Genomic DNA, 25,504 nt, shown 5'->3' on the forward strand with positions numbered 1-25,504 from the left:
GTTGACCCTATGGAGCCTGTTGCAAAATTGCTCGATCACAGTGAGTGTCGATCACAGTGAGTGTCGAGAAGAACACGGCTGTATCGGTCGCTGGCCGTCGAACGGCGGCCAGCGAGGGTTAGCGCGACCCTCAGTTCGCGCGAGTCTGACGATTTTGCAACAGGCTCTATGGGGTCAGAAATCGCCACGGACGCACAGCGGCGGAGCCGGGAGCGCGTCAGGGTCGGGCTGGGATCGACCTGCTTCCGCATCGGAAACGACCCGAAGCAGGGCGAAGCCGTCCGGACCGCCACGAGCATCGCGGCAGCCCAAACCTGTCCCTTGGGATAGATCGTCTAGGGTCTCACCAGGGTCTGCGACGGGCCCAGACGACCGGCGACACCGGACGCCGCCTGGACTCCGTCTCGGCTCGACCGAGCGAGGTCCGTTGCGCCCGATCAGCAGTTGGCGATGGACGAGAACGATCCGCCGATTGCTCCGCCGGCGCCCTCGCCACTGGTGAGGCCCGTGCCCGCCGTCCCGGTGTACCTGTCACCGAGGATCCGCGACGCCCAGGTCGTCTTGACGTCCCACGAGCCGTTGCTGGCGGCCAGGTCCACGCGCGACACGAGACTGCTGCCGCGCCGCACCTCGAAGCGGGCTCCCGCGGTGCGGCCGGGCGTGGTCGCCGCCACCAGGGTGATCTCCCACAGCGGGCCGAACCCGCCCCCGTCGACCGCCGTCTTGCACGCCATCACGACGGCGGTGCCGGCCTGGCCGGCGAACGTCGACCAGGCCGCGTGGGCTGGCGCGGCGGTGCTGGCGAGCAGCGCGCCGCTGGTCACGGCGCTCAGAAATGCGAGCTTGCCGAGCCGCCCGAGCTTCGTCACGACTATCCGCCCTTCGTCAGCGGCGCCTATGCCCGCTCGTATCCGCTGCGGAGCGCGACCGCTCCGAAGGGCATGCTACTCGATGTGATCAACGCCTGCCCGCTGCCGCCCGGGCGGCGCCGCGCGACCGTGAAGGCCCCGAGATCGCCCGGGGCGGCGCCGCGTGGCCGGACGGCTGGAGCGCCACACATCCGGTGTGTCGGCGCGCTATGCCCCGTCGACAAGGGTCTGGGCCCAGCGGCGCGCGGCCGAATCCGGGACCGTCGCGCACCAGCGGCGAAACAGTTCGCGGCTCTCCTCGCGTCGGATGCCGCCCAGTACGACCACCGCGCCGATCGGCTGCTCGCCGGCGGCCAGCCCGGCCTCGGCGACGGCGAGCGCGGCGCCGACCATCTCGTCCGGCGTCACCGGGTCACCGCCGGCGAGATGCCGCGGACGATGATGTCGAGGCCGGCCTCGAAGCCGCCGGGCGGGGCGGGCTCGGCGTGGGCCGCGGCGACAACGCGTCGCATCGTGGGCACCAGGGCGGGCTCCATCGCCGCCAGCCGCTCGCCCATCGGGTCGCCGGAGACGGCGGGGGACGAGGCGCCCAGCGCGTATCCGTGGACGAAGTCGACCAGCGTCCCCGCCGCGTGCGTCACCGCCCGGGGGTCGAGGCCGGCGCTGTCGAGTGCCGCGTACAGCGGCTCGCTGATCAGGATCGCCGCCTCCGAGGCGGCGGCCGCGTCCGTGACGATCTGGAGCACCAGGTGGGGGTGGGCGAGGGCGAGGTCGCGGTAGGCGCGCGCCCACTCGCGTACCCGCTCGGGCCAGGGACCCTCGTCGACCAGCGCCGGCATCTCCGCGAAAACGGCCCGCACGAGGCCGGAGACGAGCGCAGCCTTGTTGGGGACGTGGTGGTAGATCGACATCGGGTCGACCTGGAGGCGGGCGGCCAGCTTGCGCATGCTCAGCGCGTCGAGGCCCTGCTCGTCCACGATCGCGAGGGCGGCGGCCAGGATCGCGTCCCTGGTCAGGGCCGGCTCGCCGGGGCGGGGGCGGCCCGGGCGGCGCGATGGTGCGGTTGCCATGCCGCGATTCTACGGCGTAGGGTTTAAATCCTACGGCGTAGGGATAATGGGGGAGGTCGCATGGGGTCGCGCGCCAGGTGGACCGTGACCGCGCTCTGCGCGGCGCAGTTCATGCTGATCCTCGACGTGGTGATCATCAATGTGGCCGTCCCGTCGATCCGTGCGGACCTGGGGCTGCGCGACAGCCGCGTCCAGTTGACCGCCGCGGCGTACACGGTCACCTTCGGCAGCCTGCTCATCGTTTCCGGCCGCGCCGGCGATCTCCTCGGCCGCCGCCGGATGCTGCTCGCCGGGCTCACCGTCTTCGTCGCGGCCTCGATCCTCGCCGGCGCCGCGCAGAGCGACTGGCAGCTCTTCGCCGCCCGGGGGCTTCAGGGCGTGGGCGCGGCCATGGTCTCCGCCAACGCCCTCGCCGCCATCACGGCCAGCCTCGCCGAGGGGCCGGAGCGCAACTGGGCACTCGGGCTGTGGGCGGGCGTCGGCTCGGCGGGCGCGATCGCGGGCCAGCTCGTCGGCGGAGCCGTGACCCAGTTTCTCGGCTGGCGATGGATCTTCTTCATCAACGTCCCCGTTGGACTGGTTGTCGTGGCGGTGCTCGCGCTGCTCGTACCACATGGATCTGGAAAAGACCGGCCCCGCCTGGACCTGGCCGGCGCGCTCCTGCTCGCCGGCGGTCTGGCCAGCGCCATCCTGGCGCTGAGCTGGCTTGCCGAGGACGGCGCCCGCGGCTGGTCGCTCGCCGCGGCCACCGCGGCGGCCGCGGCGCTCACGGCCTTCGCCCTGGTGGAACGGAGGCAGCCGGCGCCCGTCCTGCGATTCGCGCTGCTGCGCTTGCCGGGGGTACGGGCGGCCAACCTCACGCTGCTGCTCAACGCCGGCGCGCTCGGCGCGACCCTCTTCTTCCTCACGCTCTACCTACAGGTGGTGCTCGGCTATCCGCCGCTGGCGGTGGGGGCCGCGTTCGCGCCGATCACGTTGCTGATCCTGCTGCTCTCCCCACGGGCGGCCAGGCTCACCACGCGCTTCGGCGTACGCCGGCTGCTCACCACCGGCCTGGCGCTGCTCGCCGCCGGCGCGCTGCTGCTCGCGCGGCTGCCCGGCGACGGCGACTACTGGACGGACGTGCTGCCCGGCATGCTGCTGCTGGCGTTCGGGAGCGGGCTGGCGTACGCGCCCACGTACATCGCGGCCTCCACCGGCGTCGCGGCGCGGGACCAGGGCGCCGCCTCCGGCCTGATCAACTCGGCGCAGGAGGTCGGCGCCGCCGTGGGGCTGGCGGTGCTCGCACTCGTGGCGGCCGGCTTCGCCGGTGCGGGCGGTGCCCCGGCCGCGCTCGCCGGAGGCTACCGGGCCGGGCTGGTGGGCGCGGCCGCCCTCTTCGCGGTGGCGGCGGCGATCGCGCTCACGGTGCCGCGTGTGCTGGGTCGCGCGGCACCGTCCACTGAGGAGGCCGTGGCCACGCGGGGCTGAGACACCGATGCCCGGTCCTTTCCGCGCGACGCCGAGCGGAGATGTGACCGATCGGCCGGCCCACGCAGTCATAGAGGGGGAAGCCACCACCGACCAGGAGCGAGCCATGGACCAGAACCTGCGGATGCTCTTCGACCGGGCACTGCGCGACGAGCCACCACCGGCGGTAGGCGTGGCGCGGGAGGCCATCGCCGAGGGGCGCCGCCTGCGCCGCCGGCGCCACCTCCTCGCGGGCGGCGCGGCCGCCGTGGTCGCCGTGCTCGCCACCCTCCTGACCCTCAACGTCGCGGGCGGCCCGCCGGCGCCCACGGCGATGCCGATCGGCACGACACCAGGCTGCGACCGGGCGGGGGAGTGGATGAGCGGCCTCAACGTCTTCCTGAGCCACGACGTCACCGACGAGCAGCGCGCCGCTCTCGGCTGGATGATGCGCTCCGACCCGCGCGTGCGCGAGGTGGTGTACGAGAGCACGGAGGCGGCCTACGAGCGGTTCCGGCAGATGTACCAGGACGCGCCCGACCTGGTCGATGCCGTGAAGCCCGACCAACTGCGGGATGCGTTCCGGGTGACGCTGGCTGAGCCGGCGGGGTGGCCGGAATTCCGGGAGGACGTCGAGGACCTGCCCGGCGTGGAAGCCGTCGTCCACGTCACCTGCCCGAGCGACCCGGCGTCGGGGGAGGGCGAGTGACCCAGCCTCCCGGTCCGATCGCCCGCTGGGGCACGGCCCGCGGGCGCCAGCGAGCCGAGCGCGACGAGGAGTTCACGGCGTTCGTCGGGTCCTCGGCGCCCCGGTTGCGGCGCGTCGCGTACCTGATGTGCGGCGACTGGCACCTCGCCCAGGACCTGACGCAGACCACGTTCGCCCGCATGTACGCCTCGTGGCCCCGGATCTGGCGCACCGCCAACATCGAGGCGTACAGCCGCCGAGTGCTCGTCAACGCCCTCTTCGACCAGCGCAAGCGGCACAGCAGCACGGAGCTGGTACTCGCCGAGCTGCCCGAGTCCCTGGCACCTGGGGCCGGCGCGAGCGCCGAGCTGCACGTCACGCTGATGGCGGCACTGGCCACGCTCCCCGTACGCGACCAGGCGATCGTCGTGCTCCGCTACTGGGAGGACCAGAGCGTCGAGGCGGTCGCCGAGATCCTCGAGGTCTCCCCGTCAGTGGTCAAGACGCAGAGCGCCCGCGCGCTGACCAGGCTCCGCGCACTGCTGGGCGAGGAGTTCGCCCACAGCTGACCCGGTCGCCCGACGACGGCGGTCGACCGGGCTAGCGGCTGCGGCCGGCGAAGGAGAGGCCCTCGCGCACGCCGTCCGCGTCGCGGTCGGCGGTGTAGACCGGAGTGCCGGGCTGCTGCCGCCAACTCTCGTCGAGCGTGCCCGCGTCGATGGGGTCGAAGCCGAGCTCCTCGACGAGCCCCATCACGGTGCGCTTGGCCGTCGCGTCGTCGCTCGCCACGGGCAGCGCGATGCGTCCCGGCTCGCCGGCCGGGCGCCCGTTGGCGAAGAGGTGGCCGGACTGGATCGTGTTGAACGCCTTGACCACCGTGGCGCCGGGCAGGTGGTCCGCCGTCCAGCGACTGGAGGTCACCGCGTTGTCGTCGATCGCCTCGATGTGGCCGTCGCGCTGCGGATAGTAGTTGTCGACGTCGATGACCACCTTGCCGCGCAGAGCGTCGGCCGGCAGGTCGGGCACCGCGGCCACGGGGACCGCGATCACCACGATCTCGCCGGCCTCGGCGGCCTGCCGGGCGGTGCCGGCGGTCGCGCCGGTCTCCTGGACGAGCTCCATGAGCGTTTCCGGGCCGCGCGAGTTGGCCACCGTGACGTCGTGGCCGAGCGCCTGGAGGCGGCGGGTGAGCGTGCCGCCGATGTTGCCGGAGCCGATGATTCCGATCTTCATGTCTGGAGCAACCACCAGGCCCCGGGCACGCTTACCCGCCGTCGGTGTGAGAGATCAGACCGCACCATTCCAGTCGACAAGCTGCACGATCACCCCGTTGGGGTCACGGACCTGGAACGCCCGCTCGCCCCACTCCTCGACGGTGAGCGGCATCGTGATCGGCACGCCCTCGGCCTGGAGTCTGGCCAGCTCACCCTCCAGGTCATCGACCACGAACGCGAGGATGAGCCCGCGCGCGTGATCGTCGCGCTGGTCGGCGGGGAGGGTCTCCAGGCCGCGCCGCAGGAAGACGACGTTCATCCCCGCGTCGTCCCGAGTGAGTGAGGCGAAGCCGTCGGCGGCCATCGCCTCCCGGAAGCCGAAGTGCTTGATCAGGAAGCCGCTGGACGCGGCGACGTCGTCGACGTTGAGCGAGACGGCCGAGGAGGTGATCTTCATGCCATCATTATACACCGTATAGAGTTAATCGGAGGCTGCTCGAACCGGTGTTCGGGCAGCCCCGAGGTCGGTGCTACGAACGCCGCCACTGCTGGTTGGCGGCACCGGTGCAGGTCCAGGATCACCGCGCTGCCGTTGGCGGTCGCCGCGCCGGAGACGTCCAGGCACAGTCCACTCTGGATGCCGCGTTGACGCGCGTGGCGCAGGCGGGGTCGCCGCGTGCCCTCCTGGCCGCACGGGCTGCCGTCGAAGGAGTTGCCGGGCTCGTTCATCGGGCTGACGTAGCCCCGCGCGTCAAGCCGCCCACCGTCGCCGGCCGGTGCGGCGGCGTGCGTCAGGCGGGAGGTGCGGCCGTGCTCGCGCGGACCACGAGCCTCGTCGGCACGAGCGACGTGCCCGGCTCGGTGATCTCGTGGCGGATCTGGCGGAGCACGGCCTGCACGCAGAGCCGGCCCACCTCGGTGAAGTCCTGGTGGACGGTGGTCAGGGGCGGGATGAACGAGGCGGCGTCGGGGATGTCGTCGAAGCCCACGACGCTGATCTCGTCCGGCACGCGGCGCCCGCGCTCGTGGAAGGCGCGCAGCAGGCCCAGCGCCATCTGGTCGTTGGCGGCGAAGACCGCGGTGCAGCCGGGCTCGGCGGCCAGGTCGAGCCCGGCCCGGTAGCCGGACTCGGCCGACCAGTCGCCGTGCCGAACCTCGGGGACGGGGCGCCCGGCCTCGGTCAGGATCGCCCGCCACGCGTCGGCGCGGCGCTGGCTGGCGAAGGAGCCGGCCGGCCCGGTCAGGTGCCAGACCGTGCGGTGCCCGAGGTCGAGCAGGTGGCGCACCGCCTGCCGGGCGCCGTCGGCCTGGTCGGTGTCGACCACGGTGTAGCGGTCGCCGGCGTCCGAGTCGACGACCACGACCTGTGCGCCGGGCGGGAGGACCACGGTCGCGGTGTCGAGGAGGTGGACCTCCATGATGACGATGACGCCGTCGACCGCCAGCTCGCCGATCCGGGTGAACGCGCCGAGCAGGCCGTCCTGCGTGGGGGAGGCGACCGGGATCAGCGTGATCGCGTAGCCCTCCTCGGCGGCGTGGTTGGCGATCGCCTCGACCGTGCGGCTGTTGCCGGTCGTGGCGAGCGTGAAGAGGATGACGCCGATCGTGCGGAACTCGCCGCGCTTGAGTGCCCGCGCCGCGCTGTTGGGCCGGTAGCCGAGCTGCTTCATCGCGGCCAGCACCTGCTCGCGGGTCGCGCCGACCACGCCGGGGTGGCCGGTGGAGACCCGGGAGACGGTCTGGGCGGAGACGCCGGCCAGGCGCGCGACGTCGGCCATCGACACACCGCGCCTGGGTCGCTGGCGCGGCCGTGGCTGCTGGTCGGTCACGGCCGAGGGCCTCCGGGTCGGGGTTGACGATCGGCTGACGGCGGTGACAGTATCACCCTGCAATGTTTGCGTAAACATCTCCCGCACGTCACCACCCTGTTTCGCTTGCGAGCATTGTGTTTGCGCAAACATAGATGCCGGACATGTGGGGTTCGCATGGCAGTGGCGAGGAGCGCTCCCGGGCGCGAGGTGGCGCGGCGGCGACCGCCCGGGCCTCGCCCACCGCGCGTGCGATCCACCAGACGGGGCTTGGTGGGCTGGGGGTTCGTCGGCCCGTTCCTGGCGGTCTTCGCGCTGGTCTTCCTCGCCCCGATCGGCTACGCGATCTACCTCAGCCTCTTCCGCAACCGCCTCGTCGGCGGAAACTCCTTCGTCGGGCTGGACAACTACACGCAGGCGCTCCAGGACGCGCAGTTCTGGTCGGCGCTCGGTCGGGTCGCGCTCTTCCTCGCCGTCCAGGTGCCGATCATGCTGTTCCTCGCCCTGCTCGTCGCGCTCGCCATCGACAGCGGCCGGCTCTACGGGAAGAGCTTCTTCCGGGTCACGATCTTCCTGCCGTACGCGGTGCCGGCCGTGGTCGCCACGCTCATGTGGGGCTTCATGTACGGCACGCGCTTCGGGCTGATCGGCAACGTCAACGACGCGCTCGGCGTCTCGCTGCCCGACCCGCTCTCCCCGGACCTGGTGCTCGCCTCGATAGGCAACATCGTGACCTGGGAGTTCGTCGGCTACAACATGCTGATCTTCTACGCCGCCCTGCGCGTGGTCCCGGCCTCGCTCTACGAGGCGGCCGAGATCGACGGGGCCAGCCAGTACCGCGTGATCCGCGCGATCAAGCTGCCGGCCCTGCGCGGGGCGCTCGTGATCGCCACGATCTTCTCGGTGATCGGCAGCTTCCAGCTCTTCAACGAGCCGAGCATCCTGCAGAACCTCGCGCCGAACGCGATCACCACCTACTTCACGCCCAACCTCTACGCGTACTCGCTCAGCTTCTCCGGCCAGCAGTACAACTACTCGGCCGCCGTGGCGATCGTGATGGCCGTGGTCACGATGGTGATCGCGTACGTCGTGCAGCTCCGCGGCATGCGGAAGGAAAGCTGATGCGCCGCCGCCGCAGCCTCACCCTCACGATCCTGACCGGCATCGTGCTCGTGTACAGCCTGGTGCCGCTGGTCTGGCTCGTCGTCAACTCGACGAAGTCGCAGCAGGGGCTCTTCGACTCGTTCGGGCTCTGGTTCCACGGCGACTTCGCGCTCTTCGCCAACATCGCCGACACGCTCGCGTACGACGGCGGCATCTTCGTGCGCTGGCTCGGCAACACGCTGCTGTACGTGCTGCTCGGCGCCGGGGGAGCCACGTTCCTCGCGGTGCTCGGCGGCTACGGCCTGGCCAAGTTCGACTTCCCGGGCAAGCGCGCGGTCTTCGCCCTGGTGATCGGGGCGGTCGCCGTGCCCGGCACCGCGTTGGCCGTGCCGACGTTCCTCATGTTCAGCCGCCTCGGGCTCACCAACACGCCGTGGGCGGTCGTCATCCCGTCGCTCGTCACGCCGTTCGGCCTCTATCTCATGTGGACGTTCGCGGCGGAGGCGATCCCGGACGAGCTGATCGAGGCGGCCCGGGTCGACGGGGCCGGCGAGTTCGGCACGTTCTTCCGGATCTGCCTGCCGCTGCTCGGTCCCGGCATCGTGACCGTGCTGCTGTTCAGCATGGTCGCCACGTGGAACAACTACTTCCTCCCGCTGATCATGCTGAGGGACCCCGACTGGTACCCGCTCACACTCGGCCTCAACGCCTGGAACGCGCAGGCATCCACCGTCGGCGGCGAGCCGGTCTTCAACCTCGTCATCACCGGCTCACTGCTCACGATCCTCCCGCTGCTGGCCGCGTTCCTGCTCCTTCAGCGCTACTGGCAGTCGGGTCTGGCCGCCGGCAGCGTCAAGCAATAACGCCCCGAAGGGATCCCCATGAGAAGAAAACCCCCCTTACGCATCGCGGCTCTCGCCACCGCCGCCCTGCTCGCTCTTACCGCCTGCGGCGGCGGTGACGACGAAGGCACCACCACCGGCGGCGGCACCGTCTCCGACGCGGATGTGCAGGCAGCCCTGGAGAAGGGCGGCAACCTGACCGTCTGGGCCTGGGAGCCGACGCTCAAGGATGTCGTCGCCAAGTTCCAGGAGAAGTACCCGGGCGTGAAGGTCGACCTGGTCAACGCCGGCACCGGCAACGACCAGTACACCGCCCTCCAGAACGCGATCGCGGCGGGCAGCGGCGTGCCGGACGTGGCGCAGATCGAGTACTACGCGCTGCCGCAGTTCGCGCTCGCCAAGTCGGTCGACGACCTGAAGGCGTACGGGGCGCAGAGCCTCGACGGCACGTTCACACCGGGTCCGTGGGCGTCGGTCAACCAGGCCGGCGGCATCTACGGCGTGCCGATGGACTCCGGGCCGATGGCGCTCTTCTACAACAAGGAGGTCTTCGACAAGCACGGCATACAGGTGCCGACCACGTGGGCGGAGTACCTCGACGCGGCACGCAAGCTGCACCAGGCTGACCCGAAGGCGTACATCACCAGCGACACCGGTGACGCCGGCTTCACCACAAGCCTCATCTGGCAGGCCGGCGGCAAGCCGTTCCAGGTGGACGGCACCAATGTGACCATCGACTTCTCCGACGAGGGCTCCAAGGAGTTCGTCGCCACCTGGCAGCAGTTGATCAGCGAGAAGCTGCTCGCACCGATCACGGGGTGGAGCGACCAGTGGTACCAGGGCCTCGCCAACGGCACCATCGCCACGCTGGCGACCGGCGCGTGGATGCCGGCCAACTTCGTCACCGGCGTGGCCGGCGCGTCCGGCAAGTGGCGGGTCGCCCCGATGCCGCAGTGGAAGGCGGGGGAGAGCGCGAGCGCGGAGAACGGCGGCAGCTCGCTCGCCATGCCGGCGAAGGGCGGAAACAAGGCGCTCGCGTACGGCTTCATGAAGTACGCCAACGCGGGCGAGGGCGTGAAGCTCCGCCTGGACGCCGGCGCGTTTCCGGCGACGACGGCGGACCTCCAGTCGCCGGAGTTCCTCGCCACCGAGTTTCCGTACTTCGGCGGCCAGAAGGCCAACGAGATCTTCGCCGAGTCGGCCCGGCAGGTCGTCACCGGCTGGTCGTACCTGCCGTTCCAGGTGTACGCCAACAGCGTCTTCAACGACACCGTGGGCAAGGCGTACGTCTCCGGCACCACTCTCCAAGATGGACTGAGCAGCTGGCGGCAGACCTGCGCCAAGTACGGAACGGACCAGGGATTCAGTGTCAAGTGAACCTATTCGTCCATTCGTTCGTTGGAAAAGCGAGCCCGGCGCCGTCACGGCGCCGGGCCGCTGGTTGCGGTGGCCCGACCGTGGCCGGCCGCGACTCGCGTACGGTGCCGACTACAACCCCGAGCAGTGGCCGCGGCACGTGTGGGACGAGGACGTACGGGCGATGCGGGCCGCGGGGGTCAACATCGTCTCGCTCGCCATCTTCTCCTGGGCCCGAATAGAACCGGCCGAGGGGGAGTACGACTTCGCCTGGCTGGACCAGATCATGGACTTGTTGCACGACAACGAGATCGCCGTCGACCTCGCCACCGCCACCGCCTCGCCGCCGCCGTGGCTGACCGCCAAGCATCCGGAGATCCTGCCGGTCGACCGCACCGGCGCGACGCTCTGGCCGGGCGGGCGGCAGCACTGGCGCCCCACCTCGCCCGTCTTCCGGGCGCACGCGCTGCGGCTGGTCCGGGCGGTGGCGGAGCGGTACGCCGGCCATCCCGCCCTCGCCGCCTGGCACGTCAACAACGAGCTGGGCTGCCACAACGTGTACGACTTCTCCGACGACGCCGCGCACGCCTTCCGGAGCTGGCTGCGCGCCCGCTACGGCACCGTGGACGCGCTCAACGCCGCGTGGGGCACCGCCTTCTGGGCCCAGCGGTACGGCGACTTCGAGCAGGTGCTGCCGCCCCGGCTGGCCGCCTCGTACCCCAACCCCACGCAGCAGCTCGACTTCAAGCGCTTCTCCTCCGACGCGCTCCGCGACCACCTGCGCGCCGAGACGGCGATCCTGCGGGAGCTGACGCCGGACGTACCGGTCACGACGAACTTCATGGTGATGGGGGAGACCTCCGGCATGAACTTCGCCGACTGGGCGTCCGAAGTGGACTTCGTGGCCAACGACCACTACCTGCTGGCCGGCCCGCGGGGGCAGGACGAGCTGTCGTTCTCCGCCAACCTCACCGGCAACCTGGCTGGCGGCCGCCCGTGGTACCTGATGGAGCACTCCACCAGCGCGGTCAACTGGCAGCCGGTCAACCTCGCCAAGCGCGAGGGGGAGCTGGCCCGCGACTCGCTGACCCACGTGGCGCACGGCGCCGACGCGGTCTGCTTCTTCCAGTGGCGGCAGTCCGCGGCCGGCGCGGAGAAGTACCACTCGGCGATGGTGCCGCACGCCGGCGCGGAGAGCGCGGTGTTCCGCGCGGTCGCGGAGCTGGGCCGCACGCTCGCCGGGCTCCGGGCGGTGGCGGGCACGCCGCGGCTGCCGGCGCGGGCCGCGATCCTCTTCGACTGGGAGTCGTGGTGGGCCAGCGAGCTTGACTCGCATCCCACCTCGCGGCTGCGCTACCGGCAGGAGGCGCTCGACTGGTACTCGGCCTTCCTCGCCCTCGGCATCCGGGTCGACGTGCGGCCGGTGGGCCTGCCGCTCGACGGCTACGACCTGGTGGTCGCGCCGATCCTGCACGTGGTGCCGGCGGCGACAGCCGAGCGGCTGCGGGCGTACGTGGCCGGCGGCGGCCACCTGGTCACCACGTACTTCTCCGGCATAGTGGACGAGAACGACCACGTGTGGCTGGGCGGCTACCCCGGCGCGTTCCGCGAGCTGCTGGGCATCCGGATCGAGGAGTTCGGCCCGCTGCCGGACGGCGAGAGCGTGGTGCTGGACAGCGGCGCGACCGGCACGCTCTGGACCGACCGGGTCGACGTCACCGACCCGGCGGTCGAGGTGCTCGACACGTACAAGACCGGCGAGTACGCGGGCCGCCCCGCGCTGACCCGCCGACCGGTGGGCACCGGGTCGGCGAGCTACGTCTCCACGCGTCTCGGGCCGGACGGGCTGGCGCCGGTGCTCGCCCGGCTGGCCGGCGCGGCGGGCGTACGGAGCGAGCTGCCCGAGCCGCTGCGCGGGCGGGTCGAGCTGGCGGCGCGGGGCGCGTACCGGTTCCTGGTCAACCGGACGGACGAGCCGGTCGAGCTGGGCGACCTGCCCGGCACGCCGCTGCTCGGCGGCGAGGTGCTGCCGCCGCGCGGTGTGGCGGTCCGGGTCGCCGGCACGCCCGACGTGTGATCGACTGTCGGCATGGAGAACGACCGCCTGCTCGACTGCCTCGCGGCAGACTTCGCCCGCCTGCGCGAGGTCGCCGAGCTCGACCGGACCGGTGCGGTGCCGACCTGTCCCGGCTGGACCGTCGCCGACCTGGCCCGGCACGTGGGCATGGTGTACCTGCACAAGACCCTGGCCATGCGGGAGGGCGCCGAGCCGGAGGTGTGGCCGCCGGCCGACCTCCCCGACGAGGAGCCGCTGGCGCTGCTCGACCGGGCCTACGCCGACCTCCGCGCCGAGTTCGACGCGCGCGACCCGGGCGAGCCGGCCGGCTCCTGGTACAAGCCCGACCAGTCGGTCGGCTTCTGGATCCGGCGGATGGCGCACGAGACGGTCATCCACCGCATCGACGCCGAGCTGGGCGCCAGCCAGCGCGTCGCGCCGGTGCCCGACGACCTCGCCGTCGACGGCATCGACGAGCTGCTCAAGGTCTTCGTGGCGTACAGCGTGGGCGAGTGGGGCGACTACTTCGACGAGGTGCTGGCCGGCTCACCGGGCCGGTCGTACGCGATCCGGACCGAGGGCGCGGCGTGGCGGGCGCGGAGCGGCCCGGGGGAGTTCACCGTCGAGGACGGCGACGACCCCCGGGCGGACGTGACCGTCATCGGCCCGCCCACGGCGGTGCTGCGCTGGGTCTGGAACCGGGAGAGCGACCCGGGCGCGGTGACCGTCGAGGGGGCCCGGGAGGCGGTCGGCGAGCTGCGCCGCTGCATCGTGATCGCGACCCAGTAGCGGCCGTCAGCCGTCGCCCCGGCGCGACTCGAACGCGCGCAGCGTGCGCAGCTTGTGCTCGCGGGCGACCTGCTCGATCTCGTTGCGCGAGGCGCCCGCCTCGATGAGCGCGACGATCCGCTCGTGCTCGTCGACCGACTGCCGCGGCCGCCCCGGCATCAGGCCGAACGTGGAGCGGCGGATCGTCTCCAGCCGCACCCACTCGGAGGAGACCGTCTCGCGCAGGTAGCCGTTGGGGCAGGCGCTGCAGATCAGCTCGTGGAACGAGCGGTTGAGCACGGTGAAGCTGCGCATGTCGCCCTGCTGGACGCTCTCCCGCATGCGGTCGTTGATCGCGCGCGCCTCGACGAGCTGCTCGCCGGTGAGGTGGGGGGCCGACTCGGCGGTCGCCGCCCCTTCGAGGATCGCGAGCACCTGGACGGTCTCGATGTACTCACCGGGGTCGATGCTGGCCACGATCGCGCCCACGTTGCGCGTGAAGTCGACCAGCCCTTCGGCCTCCAGCCGGCGCAGCGCCTCGCGCACCGGCAGTGAGCTGATCCGCAGGTCTTCGGCGAGCCGGCTCAGCACCAGGCGGTGGCCGGGCATGTAGGAGCCGTCGAGGATGCGCTCACGGATCGCGTGGTAGGCGATCTCCGCCTTGGATCGGCTGGCTTGCTCGACGCTCATCGTGTGCCTCGCTCGGTAGGGCCCGTCCGGTGCGACGAAGCAAGCTCGTGCGACAAGGCCATCGCGCGCGACAGGGCCTCGGCGTCGACCTCGTCAAGCTGCCGCCACCCTAACGTCTCGACGAAATCCCTGTCACGTCCGATGGCGCGGGCGACACGCTCCGCCTTCGCCACCACGAGCGCGGGCGTCTGCGGGTCGTCGGCGCCACCGCGGACCCGGCCGAGGGCGCTCAGCTCGCGCCCCGAGCGCAGTCGCACGCGTACGGGGGACTCGCGCTTGAACAGCTCGCCGCCGGACGACTCGACCGGCTCGACCCGGCCGACCAGGTCGAGCAGCTCGGGGCGGGCCAGCGCGTCCGGCCTGAACTGGGGAAGGAACACATCACCGTCCAAAAGGTAGCTTGCCACGCAGACCCGCAGGTTCATCTGCGCCGACGCGGTGGAGGTCGCCTGCCAGGGGAAGCCGACCGCCTTGTACGCCGCCGGGTCCAGTTCCACCTCGACCCGCTCAACGTCGGCCGGGTCGAGCCCTTCCCGGTCGCGGAGGTCGCGGAGCCCTTCCAAGGCCGGATGGATGGGGAACCGGCAGGCCCAGAACTTGAACCGGGTCTCCACAGTGGCCCACCAGCCCTCCGGCACGTCGAGCGCCCGGGCGGCGTCCCAGGTGGCGGCGCCGCCGGAGACCACCGGGAAGAAGCCGCCGTACGGGCGTTCCAGCATGTCGGTACCGCTGGTGAAGCCCTCCGCGGCGAGCAGCGCCGCGAAGGTCCCGTTGCGCGCGGCGATCCCGGCGAGCAGGCGCTTGCCCATGCCGCCGTGCTGCGTGGCCATGATGCCGCTGGCCTGCTGGGCGGCGTGGCCGATCGCGTGCGCGAGCCCGGCGGCGTCCAGGCGCAGCGCCCGCCCGGCCGCGACGGCGGCGGCGAACGTGGCGATCAGGCTGGGCCCGTGGAACCCGACCTCGGCGTGCGGCGTACGGCCGACCGCGCGCTGGATCCGGGCGGCCACCTCGCAGCCGGCGACGATGGCGGTGACCAGGTCGCGACCGCTCAGCCCGCCGGCGAGGGGCGCGACCGCGAGCGCCGGCGGCAGCACCGAGGCGCCGTAGTGCTGTCCGATCGCGATGTCGTCGAGTTCGAACGCGTGTACCGCGGTGGCGTTGACCAGCGCCGCGCTCGCCGGCGACAGCGCCGCGCCGGTGACCCAGCCGGTGGCCGGCCCGCCCGGCTCGCTCCGGGCGAGCGTGGCGGTGAGCAGCCCGACCTCCGGGCTGGACGTGCCGCCGAGCGCGCCGCACATCAGCGTGTCCAGCACGAGCAGGCGTACGTGCGCGCGGACCGGCTCCGGGATGTCCTCGTAGGACAGCGCGGCGGCGTACCGGCCCAGCGCCGCCGAGACCGAGCCGCTCACGACCGGTCTCCAGCCGTGGCGAGCGCCGCGCGGCGCTGCTCGATCACCCGGAGGATGACCCGGCGGGCGAGCGGCCACAGCAGCACGAGGGCGGCCAGTGACAGCGCGATGACCGACAGTGGTGTGCTGAGGAAGACGCCGTAGTCGCCGCGGGAGATGACCAGCGACCGCGCCCACTCCTCCTCCAGCAGCGGGCCGAGCACGATGCCGAGCACGGCGGGGGCGAGCGGGATGCCCACCAGCCGCAGCCCCAGGCCGACGAGGCCGAGCGCGAGCACGACGAAGAGCAGCACGGAGGTCCGCCCGATGCTGTACGCCCCGACCATCGAGATCACGATGATCAGCGGGTACAGCAGCGCGCCCGGCACCTTCAGCAGCTTCACCCAGATGCCCACCAGCGGCACGTTGAGCACGAGCAGCATCGCGTTGGCGACCAGCAGGCCACCGATCACGCCCCAGACGAGGTCGGGGTTGTTCTGGAGCATGAGCGGTCCGGTCTGCACGCCGAAGCCCTGGAGCGCGCCGAGCATGAGCGCGGTCGCGGCCGTACCCGGGATGCCGAGCGTGAGCAGCGGGACGAACGAGCCGCCGGAGCCGGCGTTGTCGGCGGCGGACGGGCCGGCGAGCCCCTCGATGCTGCCCTTGCCGAACTCCTCGGGACGCTTGGCGAGCTTGCGCTCCAGGTTGTACGAGAGGAACGTCGCGACCGTGCCGCTCATGCCGGGCAGCACGCCGACGACGAAGCCGAGCACCGACCCGCGCAGGTAGGGCGGGAGCGAGCGCCGCCACTCCTGCCGGGTCATGTAGAGCTTGCCGATGACCGCCGGCTTCGCCGGGCCGGAGCCGAGGTTGGCGAGGTTGAGCGCGACCTCGCTGACCGCGTAGAGGCCGATCGCGATGAGCGAGAGGTCGATGCCGGACTGGAGTTCGGCGATCCCGTAGACGAAGCGCTCGTCGCCGCTGATCGCGTGCGTGCCGACCATGCCGATGGCGAGCCCGACCGTGAGCGAGAAGAGCCCGGGCCAGAGCCGGTCGCCCATCAGCGTGGTCGTGGCGAGGGCGAACGCGATGAGCGCGAAGTAGTCGGCCGGGCTGAGCCCCACGGCCAGGTCGACGATCGGCCGGGCCACGAAGACGATCGCGACGGTGGCGATCAGCCCGCCGATGAACGACCCGACGCCGTTGCTGAGCAGGGCGGCGCCGGCTCTGCCTCTTCGGGTCATCTGGTAGCCGTCGAAGACCGACACGATGCCGGACGACTCGCCGGGCATGCCGAGCAGGATGCTGGTGATCGAGCCGGCGTACATCGAGCCGTAGAAGATGCCGCCGAAGAGGATGATCGCGCCGAGCGGGTCGCCGAGCGAGAACGTGATCGGCAGCAGCATCGCCATCGTCATCGTCGGCCCGAGACCGGGCAGCACACCGACGACGGTGCCGAGCGCGGCGCCGACGAGTGCGTAGAGCAGGTACTCCGGCTGGATCGCGGCGCCCAGTCCGGAGAGCAGTTCACCGAGGTCGTTGATCATGTAGGACCACCTAGAACGGCAGGGCGACCAGCCCGGCGGGGAGGTAGATACCGAGCAGGCTGAAGAGCCAGCCGACGCCCGCCGTGAGCGCGACCGCGAACACGACGGCCCCCACGGGACGGCGCCAGAAGTAGGCGCCCATGCCACCGAGGAAGATGACCGTCGACAACAGGTAGCCGAGCGGGAAGAAGAGCGTGACGTACGCGGCGGTGGCGCCGAGTGCGATGGCGAGGCGCGGCCAGGAGTGGACGATCTCCTCGCCGTGCGGGCCGCTGGTCACGACCTCCTCGTCCGGCACCGCCACGGGCGGCTCCGGCGGCGGCTGCGCCTTGCGGTACTCCCACAGCGCCTCGACCAGCATGCCGGTCGCCGCGATGACCATCGCGACGCCGACGATCGTCGGGAACGTCTCGGCGGAGACCGGCGTGGGGCGGCTCGCCGGCGGCAGTGCGACCGCCTGCCACAGGAACAGGGCCGCCACCACCCAGACGCCGCCGAGCGCGGCGATCCGCTTCCGCAGATAGGACCGCCGCGCGTCGGGGTGTGGTGCGTCGTTCACTTGATGAGGCCCACCTGGTCGAGCACGGTGCGCAGGTCGGTCGACTCCTCGTCGAGGAACGTCTTGAACTCGTCCCCGGCCTTGAAGGTGACCTGCCAGCCGTACTGCTTGGCGGCGTCCTGGAACGCGGTCGTCCGCACCGCCTCGCCGAGCGCCTCGTACCAGAACTCCAGCGCGTGCGCGGGCATCGTCGGCGGCGCGAAGACACCGCGCCAGCTGCCCTGCACGACGTCGAAGCCGGCCTCGGTGTAGGTCGGCACGTCCTTCGCCGCGTCCAGCCGCTCGGGGCTGGAAATCGCCAGCGCCCGGAACTTGCCGTCCTTGACGAACTCCATCGACTCCAGGCCGCCGGAGATGACGTCCACGTTGCCGCCGAGCAGTGCCAGCTCGGTCTCACCGCCGGAGAGCGGCAGGTAGGAGACCTTGTCGAACGGCACGCCGGCCGCGGTGGTGAACCGGGCGAGCGCGAGGTTTGACGGGCTGCCGAGCGTGCCGCCGGCGAACGTCAGCGACGCCGGGTCGGCCTTCAGCTTCGCCGCCACGTCGGCGACCGTCTTGAGGTCCGAGTCGGCCTTGACGTACATCGTCGAGTACTCCTGGAACAGCAGCGCGACCGGTGCCAGGTCGGTGAGCTGGTAGTCACCGGGCTTCTGCAACGACGCGGTGAGCGAGGAGATCGAGGTCAGCTGGAGCACGTCGTCGGTGTCCTTGGGCGACCGCCCGAGCTTCGCGGCCGCGACCAGCCCGGAGCCGCCGGGCAGGTGGTCGATGGCCATCGGCACGGTGACGATGCGGTCGCTCTGGAGCGCCTTCATCGTGGTGTTGATCGCGAGGTCGATGCCGCCGCCCGGCTCGAAGCCGGACAGGAAGGTGATGCGCTTCGTGGGGTACTCGGCCTCCTGCCCGCCGCCGTTGCCGGACTGGCAGCCGGCCAGGGCGACGACGGCGGTGGCGGCGAGGGCCACCAAGCGGGTTCGTGGGTTCATTGCGCCTCCTTGCGCGTGGAGGGGGATCAATCCGTGGGGGTGACCGCGGCGAAGAGGTCCAGGACCGAGTCGAGGTCGGCGCTGGACCAGGCCAGGTCGAAGGCGCGCTCGGCGCGTTCGGCGCCGAGCTGCCGGCCGGTGAGGCCGCGGAACTTGTCCCGCAGGTCGTCCCGGCTCAGTGGGTTGGCTTCGTGTCCGCGCGGGTTCGCGCTGACGATGGTGTGCGTGGTGCCGTCGCGCAGCGTCGCCACGAGACGCACGCCGATCTCGCCCGGCCAGCGCGACTCGATCTCGTCGTCGGCCACGACCGTGATACGGCGCATGAGCTCGCGGGCGTCCGGGTCGGCGATCGCCTCGGGGGTGAAGGCGTCCTCGTCGACCCGTCCGGCGACGAGCGCCCGCCAGACGGCGTACGGGAGGCTGTGGTCGGCGGTCTCCCGGGTCTTCGGGTCCCACTTCTCCGGCTCGCTGCCGGACTCGTGGGCCAGGAACTTCGCGGTGTGGTACGTGAGCGCCTCGACGTCACGCCAGTCGCCGATCCGCTCGCGCAGGTCGATCGCCGCCCAGATGGCCGGCTGGATGTTGTACGCCACCGGCCAGAACTTCAGCCTGGTGCCGACCAGCTTCCAGTCGTCGCCGAAGGGCGCGATGGGCAGCGGGCCGGCCTTGCCGTCGAGCAGCTCGACCATGCCGTGGCGCCCCTCGAACGGCGCCGCCGGCCCGGTCATGCCGCGGGCGGCGAGCTGGACGGTGAAGACGGCGTCGCGGGCGCTGAACGCGGTCGCGACGCCCTTGTAGTCGGAGAGCTGCCCGGCGCGGCTGGCGCGTAGCTGTACCCCGTTCGTCGCGGCGATCGCGATCGCGTTGCGGGTCTGGTGCTCGTCGAGTCCGAACAGGAGCGCCAGCCCGACCGTCGCCGCGATCGAGATGCCGTAGCCCTGGTCGATCACCTGCGGGCGACGGATCAGCACGGTCTCGGCGAAGCGCGTGTACACCTCGTGGGAGGCGGCGACCGCGCGGTGGAAGGCGCCGCCACTCGCGCCCGTGGCCGCCGCGACGGCGGCGAGCGCGCCGATGAGGTCGCTCGGATGCCCCGCGGGGTACGTGTCGTTGAAGTCGAGGTACCGGATCGCGGAGGTGTTGGCGAACGCGGCGTGCTCCACCGCGATCCGCTCGGAGCGTCCGATGAGGACACCGTCGCCGGCGGGGCTCACCTCCCGTGCCACGCGGGCCGCGAGGCAGTCCTGGCCGGCGACCGCGCAGGCGATCGTGTCGACGATGACGTCCCGCACCCGGTCGGCTGCCGCCTGCGGCACGGACGCCTTGCGTACGTCCATAGCGAACGCGGTGATCGCCTCGAGCGTGGCATCGGCCATCGTGCGCCTCCTGAGTCAGTGTGATCTTCGTGGTGCGAGATCGTATCACGGATCTGATATGATCCGGCAATACCGAGGAAACATCGAGCCTGACTTACGTCCTTGGACCGGTGTTTCACATACGATCAGGGGCGGTGTCCGAATGGAGCTAGCGGTCCGGCGACCATCGAAGATCGTTGCCGTCCATCTGAACTACCGGTCGCGGGCCGCCCAGCGCGGCAAGGTGCCGGACTTCCCGTCGTACTTCCTCAAGCCGCCGAGCGCGCTCGCCCCGCCCGGCGTGCTGGCGCGGCCCGCGGGCACCTCGCTGCTCGGCTTCGAGGGGGAGATCGCGCTCGTCATCGGCACGCGCGCGGCCGGCGTCAAGCCCGCCGACGGCTGGTCGCACGTGGCCGCGGTGACCGCCGCCAACGACTTCGGCGTGTACGACATGCGGGCGGCCGACGGCGGCTCCAACGTCCGCTCAAAGGGCGCCGACGGCTTCCTGCCGATCGGGCCCGAGCTGATCGACGCGCGCCAGGTCGACCCGGCCGGGCTGCGTTTGCGCACCTGGCTCAACGGGTCACTCGCGCAGGAGGCGACCACCGCCGACCTGCTCTTCGACTTCGGCTACCTGGTCGCCGACCTCTCCCAGACGCTCACGCTGGAGCCGGACGACATCATCCTGACCGGTACGCCGGCGGGAGCCTCGGTCGCGGTGCCCGGTGACCTCGTCGAGGTGGAGGTCGACGCCGGCTCGCTGACCAGCGGGCGGCTCACCACACGGATCGCCGAGGGCGCCCGCGGATACCGCATCGGGGCCCAGCCGGCGACCGACCCAGAGGTGGCCCGGCTCGCCTGGGGGACCGATGGCTGAGGTCACCGAGCTGCTCGGCCGGGTCGCCACCGCGACCCTCAGCGCCCAACTGCACAGGCGCGGCTACCGCGACACCAGCATCGAGGGCGTCACCACCAACGTGCCCGGGGCGCGCCTGGTCGGCGTCGCCCGTACGCTGCGGCTGGTCCCGTACCGGCCGGACCTCTTCGAGCGGCACGGCGGCGGCTACAACGCGCAGAAGCGGGCCTTCGACTCGCTCCGCCCCGGCGACGTGCTCGTCATCGACGCGCGCGGCGAGCGGCGGGCCGGCACGCTCGGCGACGTGCTGGCCGCCCGCGCGGCGTACCTCGGCGCGGCCGGCATCGTCACCGACGGCTGCGTACGCGACGCGACCGCCGTCGCCGCCGTGGGCATCCCCACCTTCTCCGCCGCGCCGCATCCCGCCCTGATCGGGCGCCGGCACGTGCCGTGGGCCGTCGACGAGACGATCGCCTGCGGCGGCGCGGCCGTACAGCCCGGCGACCTGATCGTCGGTGACGACGACGGCGTACTCGTCATCCCGCCGCACCTGGCCGAGGAGGTGGCCCGCGCCGCGCTGGCGCAGGAGCTGGAGGAGCGGTTCATCAGCGAGATGGTCACCCGGGGCGAGCAGATCGACGGGCTTTACCCGATGAACCCGGCCTGGCGCGAGCGGTACGACGCCTGGCGCCGTGAACTGTCCGATTTGGAGGAACTGTAGATGCGGTGGAGAAGCAGTCCCGGTGAGTTGCGCGGCTCGGTCGCGGCGCTCGTCACGCCGTTTACCGACGGCGGCGAGCTGGACCTGGCGAGCCTGGACCGGCTGGTGCGGTACCAACTCGACCACGGCTCGCACGGCGTGTCCATCGGTGGCTCCACCGGCGAGCCGAGCTCCCAGTCGATCGCCGAGCGCGCCGCCGCCATCCGCGCCGTCGGGCAGGCGGTCGCCGACCGCGCCTACTTCATGCCGGGTACGGGCTCGGCGAAGCTGGACGAGACGCTGGAGCTGACCGCCGTGGCCGCCGAGGCGGGGGCGGACGCGGTGCTGGTCATCACGCCCTACTACGTACGCCCCACGCAGGAGGCGCTCTACGAGTGGTACCGCACGGTCGCCCGGGAGTTTCCGGACCTGCCGATCGTCGCGTACAACGTGCCGACCCGCACGGCGGTCGACATCGCGCCGGAGACCGTGCGGCGGCTCTACACCGAGATCGACAACTTCGTGGGAATCAAGGAGACGACGCACGACTTCCAGCACGCGTCCCGGGTGATCCAGCTCTGCGGGCCGGACGTGCTGGTGTGGTCGGGCATCGAGCTGCTGTGCCTGCCGCTGCTGGCGATCGGCGGCGCCGGCTTCATCTCCGCGACCGCCAACCTCGCGCCGGCCGCGCACGCGGACCTGTACCGCGCCTGGCTCGCCGGCGACCACGCCGAGGCCCAGCGCATCCACTACGGACTCCATCCCCTGGTCGACCTGCTCTTCGTGGAGACCAACCCGGGGCCGAGCAAGTGGGTCCTGCACCAGATGGGACTGATCGCCTCGGCACACGTACGGCCGCCGCTGGTCACGCCGACGGCCGCCTCGCTCGAGCGGATCGGGTCGCTGCTGAAGGCGGGCGCCCCGTTCGTCTCGCCGGCGCGGTAGGGGCTCGCCCCGCCCGGAACGCGGGGCGGGTGACGGCCCGGCCGGCCACAGTGCGGGGGCGGCCGGCCGGGCCCGCGGTCAGGAGACCGCGCAGGTGACCGCCGGTGCCGGGTTGCCGCCGGTCCAACTGGCGAGGAACCCGAAGGTCGCGCTCCCGCCGGCGGCCAGGTTGCCGTTCCAGCTCAGGTTTCGCGCGGTGACCGCCGCGCCGGTCTGGGTGACGGTCGCGTTCCACGCCTGGGTGATCTGCTGGCCGCCGCCGAAGCTGAACGTGGCGGTCCACGCCGACCGGGCCGTGGTGCCGCCGTTCCGGACCGTGACCTCGCCCTGGAAGCCGCCGGTCCACTGGCTCACCACGCGGTAGGTCGCGGTGCAGGTGCCCGCTGGTGGCGGGGTCGTGACCGGTGGTGTGGTGGGCGGGGCCGCCGTGGTCGGCGACGACGTCGGTGTGGTGCCGCCGAGGACGCGCGCCACCGCCGGGTACCAGCGGTCGGCCATCTTCTGGAAGCCGGCGTCGTTGGGGTGGACGCCGTCGCCGGTGTCGGTGGCGGTGTTGAAGCCCGTCCACTGGTCCACCACCGTGATCGGTGACTGGGCGGTGGTGAGGCCGGCCGCCCAGGTCGGTATCCGGTTGTTGAACGCGATCACGTCGGCCGGGCAGGTGGCGCAGGCGTTGGCGCCCATCGGGATGATCTGCGCCACGATGATCTTCATGGCCGGGTTGTTGGCCCGCATCTGGCCGACCAGCTTGGTGAGCGCCGCGATCTTGTTGTCGGTGGGGATGTGGCCGCCCCACATGTCGTTCGTGCCCAGGTGCATGAGCACGACGTTCGGGTTGGTGGCGGCCAGCCATGGCGGTAGCTGGTTGTTGTCGGCGATGCCGGTGGCCGAGAAGCCGCCGTGCCCCTCGTGGTCGCCGTCGTGCGCGACCGAGCAGCCGCCGCCGGTCTGCGTGCCGACGAAGTCGATGTCGGTGTACCCGGTGCGCTGGAGGCGGTCCCAGAGCAGGGCGCGCCAACAGCCCGGCCCGGCGGTGATGGAGTCGCCGAGCGGCATGATGCGGACCGGCGCCGCGGCCGAGGCCACGGGCGTCCTGGCCACCGCGAGCGCGGCGGCCAGGGCGAGCATCGCGACGAGCAGGGAGATCAGGCTCCGCTTCATAGCGTCGTACACACCGTTCCGTTGAGGGTGAACACCGTTGGTGTCACGTTGGGCCCGCTGTATCCGCCGACGAAGCCGACGTTGACGGTGCCGCCGGCGGCCGCGAGCGTCGCGTTGCTCTCCAGGTTGGTGATTTTCACGGTGCGGCCGGTCTCCGTCCAGTTGGCGTTCCAGCCGCCGTTCATCTGCTGCCAGGCGGTCGGCCACTCGTACGTGAGCGTCCAGCCGGTGAGCGCCCGCGTACCGGTGTTGGTGATGTCCACTGTGGCCACGTAGCCGCTCGACCAGTCGGTGGTGTATCCGAACCGGACGGTGCAGGTGCTCTGCGCCGGCGTGCCGGTGGTGAAGGAGAGCGGCGGCGAGGCCCAGGAGACGTTGCCGGCGGTGTCGCGGGCCACCACGTTTACCGTGTACCGGCTGCCGGGGCGCAGGTTGTGCACGGTGAACGAGGTGCCGGGCGTCTCGCCGAGCTGCTCGGTGACCGCGCCGTGCTGGCGGTGCACCTCGTACTTGGCGATGGGGTGCGCGCCGGCGGTGGCGGCCGGCCAGCTGATCGTCGCCGAGCGGTCGGTGACGCCGCTCGCGGTGGGCTGACCGGGCGCGACCGGCAGTCCGGCCACGGGCCGGGAGTTGCGCGCCCGCACGACCGTCAGCGAGTACGGCGGCAGGGTCTGGCTGGTCGCCGAGCCAGCCTGGGCGGTGCTGACGGCCGAGGCGCCGTTGGTGTACGTGTGGACGGTCACCGCGCCCGCCGCCGGTGCGAAGCCGGAGTAGCCGATGGTGACGTCGTGCGCGTTGTCCGGGTCCTTGTTGAGCAGCAGGACGTTGACGTCCCCGTCGGCCTTGCGGACGGCGTGGGCGGTGACCAGCGGGTTGCCGGTGGCGGCGCGGATGAACTGGTCGCCGGGGCGGGCGAAGGCGTGCATCATGGCAAGCCCGTGGTACGGCGCGAACGGCGTGTTGAGCGCCGGCTGGCAGGTCGCGCCGTCGGCCGTGCAGTTGCCGCTGGAGAGGATGCCGAAGTCGCCGTAGTCGGTCTGACCAGCCACTGTGGACACGTTGCCGATGCCGTTGTGCACGTTCCACCACTGCACCGTGAAGACGCCGTTGGCGAGCAGCGAGGCGTACGTGTCGGCGAGGAAGAGCGCGCCCGGCTGCGTGTTCTGGCCGACGCCGACGTTGGTCTCGGTGAGGCTGATGCCGATCCGCTCCGAGCCGGCTCCGGCGTACCGGGCGATCTGCTGGCGCACGATGTAGAGCGCGTCGGTGAGGTGCTCGGTCTTGCTCATCGCGTCGGCGGCGCTGTTCCCGCCGGGGTACCAGTGCAGGTCGACGAAGTCGATCTTCGAGCCGGCGATGGAGAGCACCACCTGGTTCCAGCTGCCCGCGTCGCCCTCGGCCACGATCGCGTCCGGCCAGCCGGCGGGGATGGTGAGCACCGCGCCCACCTTGATGCTCGGGTCGACCGCCTTCATCGCGTCGGCGTACGCGACGACCTCGGACGCGTACTGCCGAGGGCTCTTGTCGGGGCGGTTGTCGGCCTCCCACGCCGAGCCGTAGTGGCCGTTGCCGTAGTTTTCGTTGCCGACGGTCCAGTACTTGACGCCGTACCCCTTGGTGATGTTGGCGTGGCGGACCCAGCCGGCGGCCTCGGCGGCGGTGCCGGTGCCGTAGTTCGCGATGATCATCGGGGTGGCGCCGGTGCGGCGCACGCCTGCCATGAAGGAGTCGAAGTCGGTGTTCGGCGCGACGTAGCCGCCGGGCGCGGTGTGGTCGGCCCAGTGGTAGATGTCCGCGTAGGAGCCACCGGGGTAGCGACGCATCGTCACGCCCGCCGACTTGAGCAGGTCGGCCACGGCGTTGGTGCCGAGCTCCTGGTCCCAGATCGCGTCGTTGATGCCCAGTCCGGTCGCGGGCATCGTGGCGAGGCCGGCCCGCGCGTTGACGGTGACGGCGGTCGGCGTGGTGGCCGCGTGCGCGGCGGGCTGGCTGATGCCGGCGAGCACGCCGCCGGCGAGAAGGAGTGCCGCGGCGGACGCCGTGCGGCGGATGGTGTGTGGTCTCATCGGTCAGACGCTCCGGGGACATGGCGC

The 25,504-nt window shown here is 71.9% G+C and carries 26 protein-coding genes; 11 read left to right on the plus strand and 15 right to left on the minus strand.

Translation table 11 applies throughout. From position 1 onward, the window contains the following. Positions 1 to 437: 437 nt before the first annotated feature. The 3 genes from ACFFIA_RS41870 to ACFFIA_RS41880 all read right to left on the minus strand — a co-directional run bounded on the left by ACFFIA_RS41870 (position 438) and on the right by ACFFIA_RS41880 (position 1,939). Positions 438 to 869, minus strand: a complete 432-nt coding sequence (locus tag ACFFIA_RS41870; protein WP_377262652.1) for a hypothetical protein — start codon at positions 867 to 869, stop codon at positions 438 to 440. Positions 870 to 1,076: 207 nt separating this feature from the next. After that, positions 1,077 to 1,277, minus strand: a complete 201-nt coding sequence (locus ACFFIA_RS41875; protein ID WP_377262655.1) for a tRNA-specific adenosine deaminase — start codon at positions 1,275 to 1,277, stop codon at positions 1,077 to 1,079. Continuing rightward, a complete protein-coding gene (locus ACFFIA_RS41880) occupies positions 1,274 to 1,939 on the minus strand; it encodes a TetR/AcrR family transcriptional regulator (protein ID WP_377262658.1) in 666 nt (221 codons plus the stop codon). The genes ACFFIA_RS41875 and ACFFIA_RS41880 overlap by 4 nt, the downstream gene beginning before the upstream one ends. A 60-nt stretch (positions 1,940 to 1,999) precedes the next feature. Here ACFFIA_RS41880 and ACFFIA_RS41885 point away from each other — a divergent pair, with 60 nt between their 5' ends. From ACFFIA_RS41885 to ACFFIA_RS41895, 3 genes are all read left to right on the plus strand, one after another. Further along, on the plus strand, positions 2,000 to 3,409 hold the full coding sequence (locus tag ACFFIA_RS41885; RefSeq protein WP_377262661.1) for an MFS transporter: 1,410 nt from the start codon (positions 2,000 to 2,002) through the stop codon (positions 3,407 to 3,409). A gap of 106 nt (positions 3,410 to 3,515) precedes the next feature. Next, positions 3,516 to 4,097: a permease-like cell division protein FtsX gene (locus ACFFIA_RS41890; RefSeq protein WP_377262664.1), complete on the plus strand. Its 582-nt coding sequence runs from the start codon at positions 3,516 to 3,518 to the stop codon at positions 4,095 to 4,097. Further along, positions 4,094 to 4,645: a SigE family RNA polymerase sigma factor gene (locus tag ACFFIA_RS41895; RefSeq protein WP_377262667.1), complete on the plus strand. Its 552-nt coding sequence runs from the start codon at positions 4,094 to 4,096 to the stop codon at positions 4,643 to 4,645. Before ACFFIA_RS41890 ends, ACFFIA_RS41895 begins: the two co-directional genes overlap by 4 nt. 31 nt (positions 4,646 to 4,676) lie before the next feature. Here ACFFIA_RS41895 and ACFFIA_RS41900 read toward each other — a convergent pair whose 3' ends face one another. The 4 genes from ACFFIA_RS41900 to ACFFIA_RS41915 form a co-directional block, all read right to left on the minus strand. Next, a complete protein-coding gene (locus ACFFIA_RS41900) occupies positions 4,677 to 5,309 on the minus strand; it encodes an NADPH-dependent F420 reductase (RefSeq protein WP_377262670.1) in 633 nt (210 codons plus the stop codon). 54 nt (positions 5,310 to 5,363) lie between these two features. Beyond that, complete coding sequence (locus tag ACFFIA_RS41905) at positions 5,364 to 5,747, minus strand: VOC family protein (protein WP_377262673.1); 384 nt, start codon at positions 5,745 to 5,747, stop codon at positions 5,364 to 5,366. Then, positions 5,744 to 6,019: a hypothetical protein gene (locus ACFFIA_RS41910; protein ID WP_377262676.1), complete on the minus strand. Its 276-nt coding sequence runs from the start codon at positions 6,017 to 6,019 to the stop codon at positions 5,744 to 5,746. Before ACFFIA_RS41910 ends, ACFFIA_RS41905 begins: the two co-directional genes overlap by 4 nt. A 62-nt stretch (positions 6,020 to 6,081) precedes the next feature. After that, positions 6,082 to 7,068: a LacI family DNA-binding transcriptional regulator gene (locus ACFFIA_RS41915; RefSeq protein WP_377262679.1), complete on the minus strand. Its 987-nt coding sequence runs from the start codon at positions 7,066 to 7,068 to the stop codon at positions 6,082 to 6,084. A 279-nt stretch (positions 7,069 to 7,347) separates the two neighbouring features. On the opposite strand from ACFFIA_RS41915, the gene ACFFIA_RS41920 reads away from it, so the two are divergent. From ACFFIA_RS41920 to ACFFIA_RS41940, 5 genes are all read left to right on the plus strand, one after another. Continuing rightward, entirely contained in the window at positions 7,348 to 8,220 is an 873-nt protein-coding gene (locus ACFFIA_RS41920) for a carbohydrate ABC transporter permease (protein WP_377262682.1), read from the plus strand. Next, positions 8,220 to 9,065, plus strand: a complete 846-nt coding sequence (locus ACFFIA_RS41925; protein WP_377262685.1) for a carbohydrate ABC transporter permease — start codon at positions 8,220 to 8,222, stop codon at positions 9,063 to 9,065. The genes ACFFIA_RS41920 and ACFFIA_RS41925 overlap by 1 nt, the downstream gene beginning before the upstream one ends. An 18-nt stretch (positions 9,066 to 9,083) precedes the next feature. Then, positions 9,084 to 10,421, plus strand: a complete 1,338-nt coding sequence (locus tag ACFFIA_RS41930; RefSeq protein WP_377262688.1) for an ABC transporter substrate-binding protein — start codon at positions 9,084 to 9,086, stop codon at positions 10,419 to 10,421. 64 nt (positions 10,422 to 10,485) lie between these two features. Then, on the plus strand, positions 10,486 to 12,477 hold the full coding sequence (locus ACFFIA_RS41935; protein ID WP_377262691.1) for a beta-galactosidase: 1,992 nt from the start codon (positions 10,486 to 10,488) through the stop codon (positions 12,475 to 12,477). A 12-nt stretch (positions 12,478 to 12,489) separates the two neighbouring features. Further along, positions 12,490 to 13,245 (plus strand): maleylpyruvate isomerase family mycothiol-dependent enzyme, encoded by a 756-nt coding sequence (locus ACFFIA_RS41940; RefSeq protein ID WP_377262694.1) that lies wholly within the window; start codon positions 12,490 to 12,492, stop codon positions 13,243 to 13,245. Positions 13,246 to 13,251: 6 nt separating this feature from the next. Here the strand turns inward: ACFFIA_RS41940 and ACFFIA_RS41945 are convergent, their stop codons facing one another. From ACFFIA_RS41945 to ACFFIA_RS41970, 6 genes are read right to left on the minus strand one after another with little or no spacing between them, the layout of a single operon-like run. Continuing rightward, positions 13,252 to 13,914: a GntR family transcriptional regulator gene (locus ACFFIA_RS41945; protein WP_377262697.1), complete on the minus strand. Its 663-nt coding sequence runs from the start codon at positions 13,912 to 13,914 to the stop codon at positions 13,252 to 13,254. Continuing rightward, positions 13,911 to 15,323, minus strand: a complete 1,413-nt coding sequence (locus ACFFIA_RS41950) for an MmgE/PrpD family protein (protein WP_377262700.1) — start codon at positions 15,321 to 15,323, stop codon at positions 13,911 to 13,913. The genes ACFFIA_RS41945 and ACFFIA_RS41950 overlap by 4 nt, the downstream gene beginning before the upstream one ends. Then, positions 15,320 to 16,849, minus strand: a complete 1,530-nt coding sequence (locus ACFFIA_RS41955; protein ID WP_377262702.1) for a tripartite tricarboxylate transporter permease — start codon at positions 16,847 to 16,849, stop codon at positions 15,320 to 15,322. Before ACFFIA_RS41955 ends, ACFFIA_RS41950 begins: the two co-directional genes overlap by 4 nt. Positions 16,850 to 16,859: 10 nt before the next feature. Continuing rightward, complete coding sequence (locus ACFFIA_RS41960; protein WP_377262705.1) at positions 16,860 to 17,408, minus strand: tripartite tricarboxylate transporter TctB family protein; 549 nt, start codon at positions 17,406 to 17,408, stop codon at positions 16,860 to 16,862. After that, entirely contained in the window at positions 17,405 to 18,394 is a 990-nt protein-coding gene (locus ACFFIA_RS41965; protein ID WP_377262708.1) for a Bug family tripartite tricarboxylate transporter substrate binding protein, read from the minus strand. The genes ACFFIA_RS41960 and ACFFIA_RS41965 overlap by 4 nt, the downstream gene beginning before the upstream one ends. Positions 18,395 to 18,420: 26 nt before the next feature. Then, positions 18,421 to 19,770: an MmgE/PrpD family protein gene (locus ACFFIA_RS41970; protein WP_377262711.1), complete on the minus strand. Its 1,350-nt coding sequence runs from the start codon at positions 19,768 to 19,770 to the stop codon at positions 18,421 to 18,423. A gap of 142 nt (positions 19,771 to 19,912) precedes the next feature. On the opposite strand from ACFFIA_RS41970, the gene ACFFIA_RS41975 reads away from it, so the two are divergent. The 3 genes from ACFFIA_RS41975 to dapA are packed head-to-tail and all read left to right on the plus strand — an operon-like array spanning position 19,913 to position 22,250. Further along, positions 19,913 to 20,626 carry a fumarylacetoacetate hydrolase family protein gene (locus ACFFIA_RS41975; protein ID WP_377262714.1) on the plus strand — a complete coding sequence of 238 codons (714 nt, stop codon included), beginning with the start codon at positions 19,913 to 19,915 and terminating at the stop codon, positions 20,624 to 20,626. Then, on the plus strand, positions 20,619 to 21,326 hold the full coding sequence (locus ACFFIA_RS41980) for an RraA family protein (RefSeq protein ID WP_377262717.1): 708 nt from the start codon (positions 20,619 to 20,621) through the stop codon (positions 21,324 to 21,326). Before ACFFIA_RS41975 ends, ACFFIA_RS41980 begins: the two co-directional genes overlap by 8 nt. Continuing rightward, the gene (gene dapA, locus ACFFIA_RS41985) at positions 21,327 to 22,250 is read left to right on the plus strand and encodes a 4-hydroxy-tetrahydrodipicolinate synthase (RefSeq protein ID WP_377262720.1); all 924 of its coding nucleotides are present in this window, start codon (positions 21,327 to 21,329) and stop codon (positions 22,248 to 22,250) included. Positions 22,251 to 22,328: 78 nt separating this feature from the next. Here dapA and ACFFIA_RS41990 read toward each other — a convergent pair whose 3' ends face one another. Both ACFFIA_RS41990 and ACFFIA_RS41995 read right to left on the minus strand, forming a co-directional pair. Then, positions 22,329 to 23,411 (minus strand): cellulose binding domain-containing protein, encoded by a 1,083-nt coding sequence (locus ACFFIA_RS41990; RefSeq protein WP_377262724.1) that lies wholly within the window; start codon positions 23,409 to 23,411, stop codon positions 22,329 to 22,331. Then, positions 23,408 to 25,477 (minus strand): cellulose binding domain-containing protein, encoded by a 2,070-nt coding sequence (locus ACFFIA_RS41995; protein WP_377262727.1) that lies wholly within the window; start codon positions 25,475 to 25,477, stop codon positions 23,408 to 23,410. Before ACFFIA_RS41995 ends, ACFFIA_RS41990 begins: the two co-directional genes overlap by 4 nt. Positions 25,478 to 25,504 lie beyond the last annotated feature (27 nt).

It is taken from the genome of Phytohabitans kaempferiae (assembly GCF_042433955.1).
Lineage (GTDB): Bacteria > Actinomycetota > Actinomycetes > Mycobacteriales > Micromonosporaceae > Phytohabitans > Phytohabitans kaempferiae.

Coding starts and splice junctions, on each gene's coding strand:
- ACFFIA_RS41885 (WP_377262661.1), top strand. CDS start 2,000: ATGGGGTCGCGCGCCAGGTGGACCGTGACCGCGCTCTGCGCGGCGCAG.
- ACFFIA_RS41945 (WP_377262697.1), bottom strand. CDS start 13,914: ATGAGCGTCGAGCAAGCCAGCCGATCCAAGGCGGAGATCGCCTACCAC.
- ACFFIA_RS41975 (WP_377262714.1), top strand. CDS start 19,913: ATGGAGCTAGCGGTCCGGCGACCATCGAAGATCGTTGCCGTCCATCTG.
- ACFFIA_RS41940 (WP_377262694.1), top strand. CDS start 12,490: ATGGAGAACGACCGCCTGCTCGACTGCCTCGCGGCAGACTTCGCCCGC.
- ACFFIA_RS41905 (WP_377262673.1), bottom strand. CDS start 5,747: ATGAAGATCACCTCCTCGGCCGTCTCGCTCAACGTCGACGACGTCGCC.
- ACFFIA_RS41995 (WP_377262727.1), bottom strand. CDS start 25,477: ATGAGACCACACACCATCCGCCGCACGGCGTCCGCCGCGGCACTCCTT.
- ACFFIA_RS41990 (WP_377262724.1), bottom strand. CDS start 23,411: ATGAAGCGGAGCCTGATCTCCCTGCTCGTCGCGATGCTCGCCCTGGCC.
- ACFFIA_RS41910 (WP_377262676.1), bottom strand. CDS start 6,019: ATGAACGAGCCCGGCAACTCCTTCGACGGCAGCCCGTGCGGCCAGGAG.
- ACFFIA_RS41880 (WP_377262658.1), bottom strand. CDS start 1,939: ATGGCAACCGCACCATCGCGCCGCCCGGGCCGCCCCCGCCCCGGCGAG.
- ACFFIA_RS41890 (WP_377262664.1), top strand. CDS start 3,516: ATGGACCAGAACCTGCGGATGCTCTTCGACCGGGCACTGCGCGACGAG.
- ACFFIA_RS41980 (WP_377262717.1), top strand. CDS start 20,619: ATGGCTGAGGTCACCGAGCTGCTCGGCCGGGTCGCCACCGCGACCCTC.
- dapA (WP_377262720.1), top strand. CDS start 21,327: ATGCGGTGGAGAAGCAGTCCCGGTGAGTTGCGCGGCTCGGTCGCGGCG.
- ACFFIA_RS41930 (WP_377262688.1), top strand. CDS start 9,084: ATGAGAAGAAAACCCCCCTTACGCATCGCGGCTCTCGCCACCGCCGCC.
- ACFFIA_RS41925 (WP_377262685.1), top strand. CDS start 8,220: ATGCGCCGCCGCCGCAGCCTCACCCTCACGATCCTGACCGGCATCGTG.
- ACFFIA_RS41955 (WP_377262702.1), bottom strand. CDS start 16,849: ATGATCAACGACCTCGGTGAACTGCTCTCCGGACTGGGCGCCGCGATC.
- ACFFIA_RS41970 (WP_377262711.1), bottom strand. CDS start 19,770: ATGGCCGATGCCACGCTCGAGGCGATCACCGCGTTCGCTATGGACGTA.
- ACFFIA_RS41915 (WP_377262679.1), bottom strand. CDS start 7,068: ATGGCCGACGTCGCGCGCCTGGCCGGCGTCTCCGCCCAGACCGTCTCC.
- ACFFIA_RS41965 (WP_377262708.1), bottom strand. CDS start 18,394: ATGAACCCACGAACCCGCTTGGTGGCCCTCGCCGCCACCGCCGTCGTC.
- ACFFIA_RS41900 (WP_377262670.1), bottom strand. CDS start 5,309: ATGAAGATCGGAATCATCGGCTCCGGCAACATCGGCGGCACGCTCACC.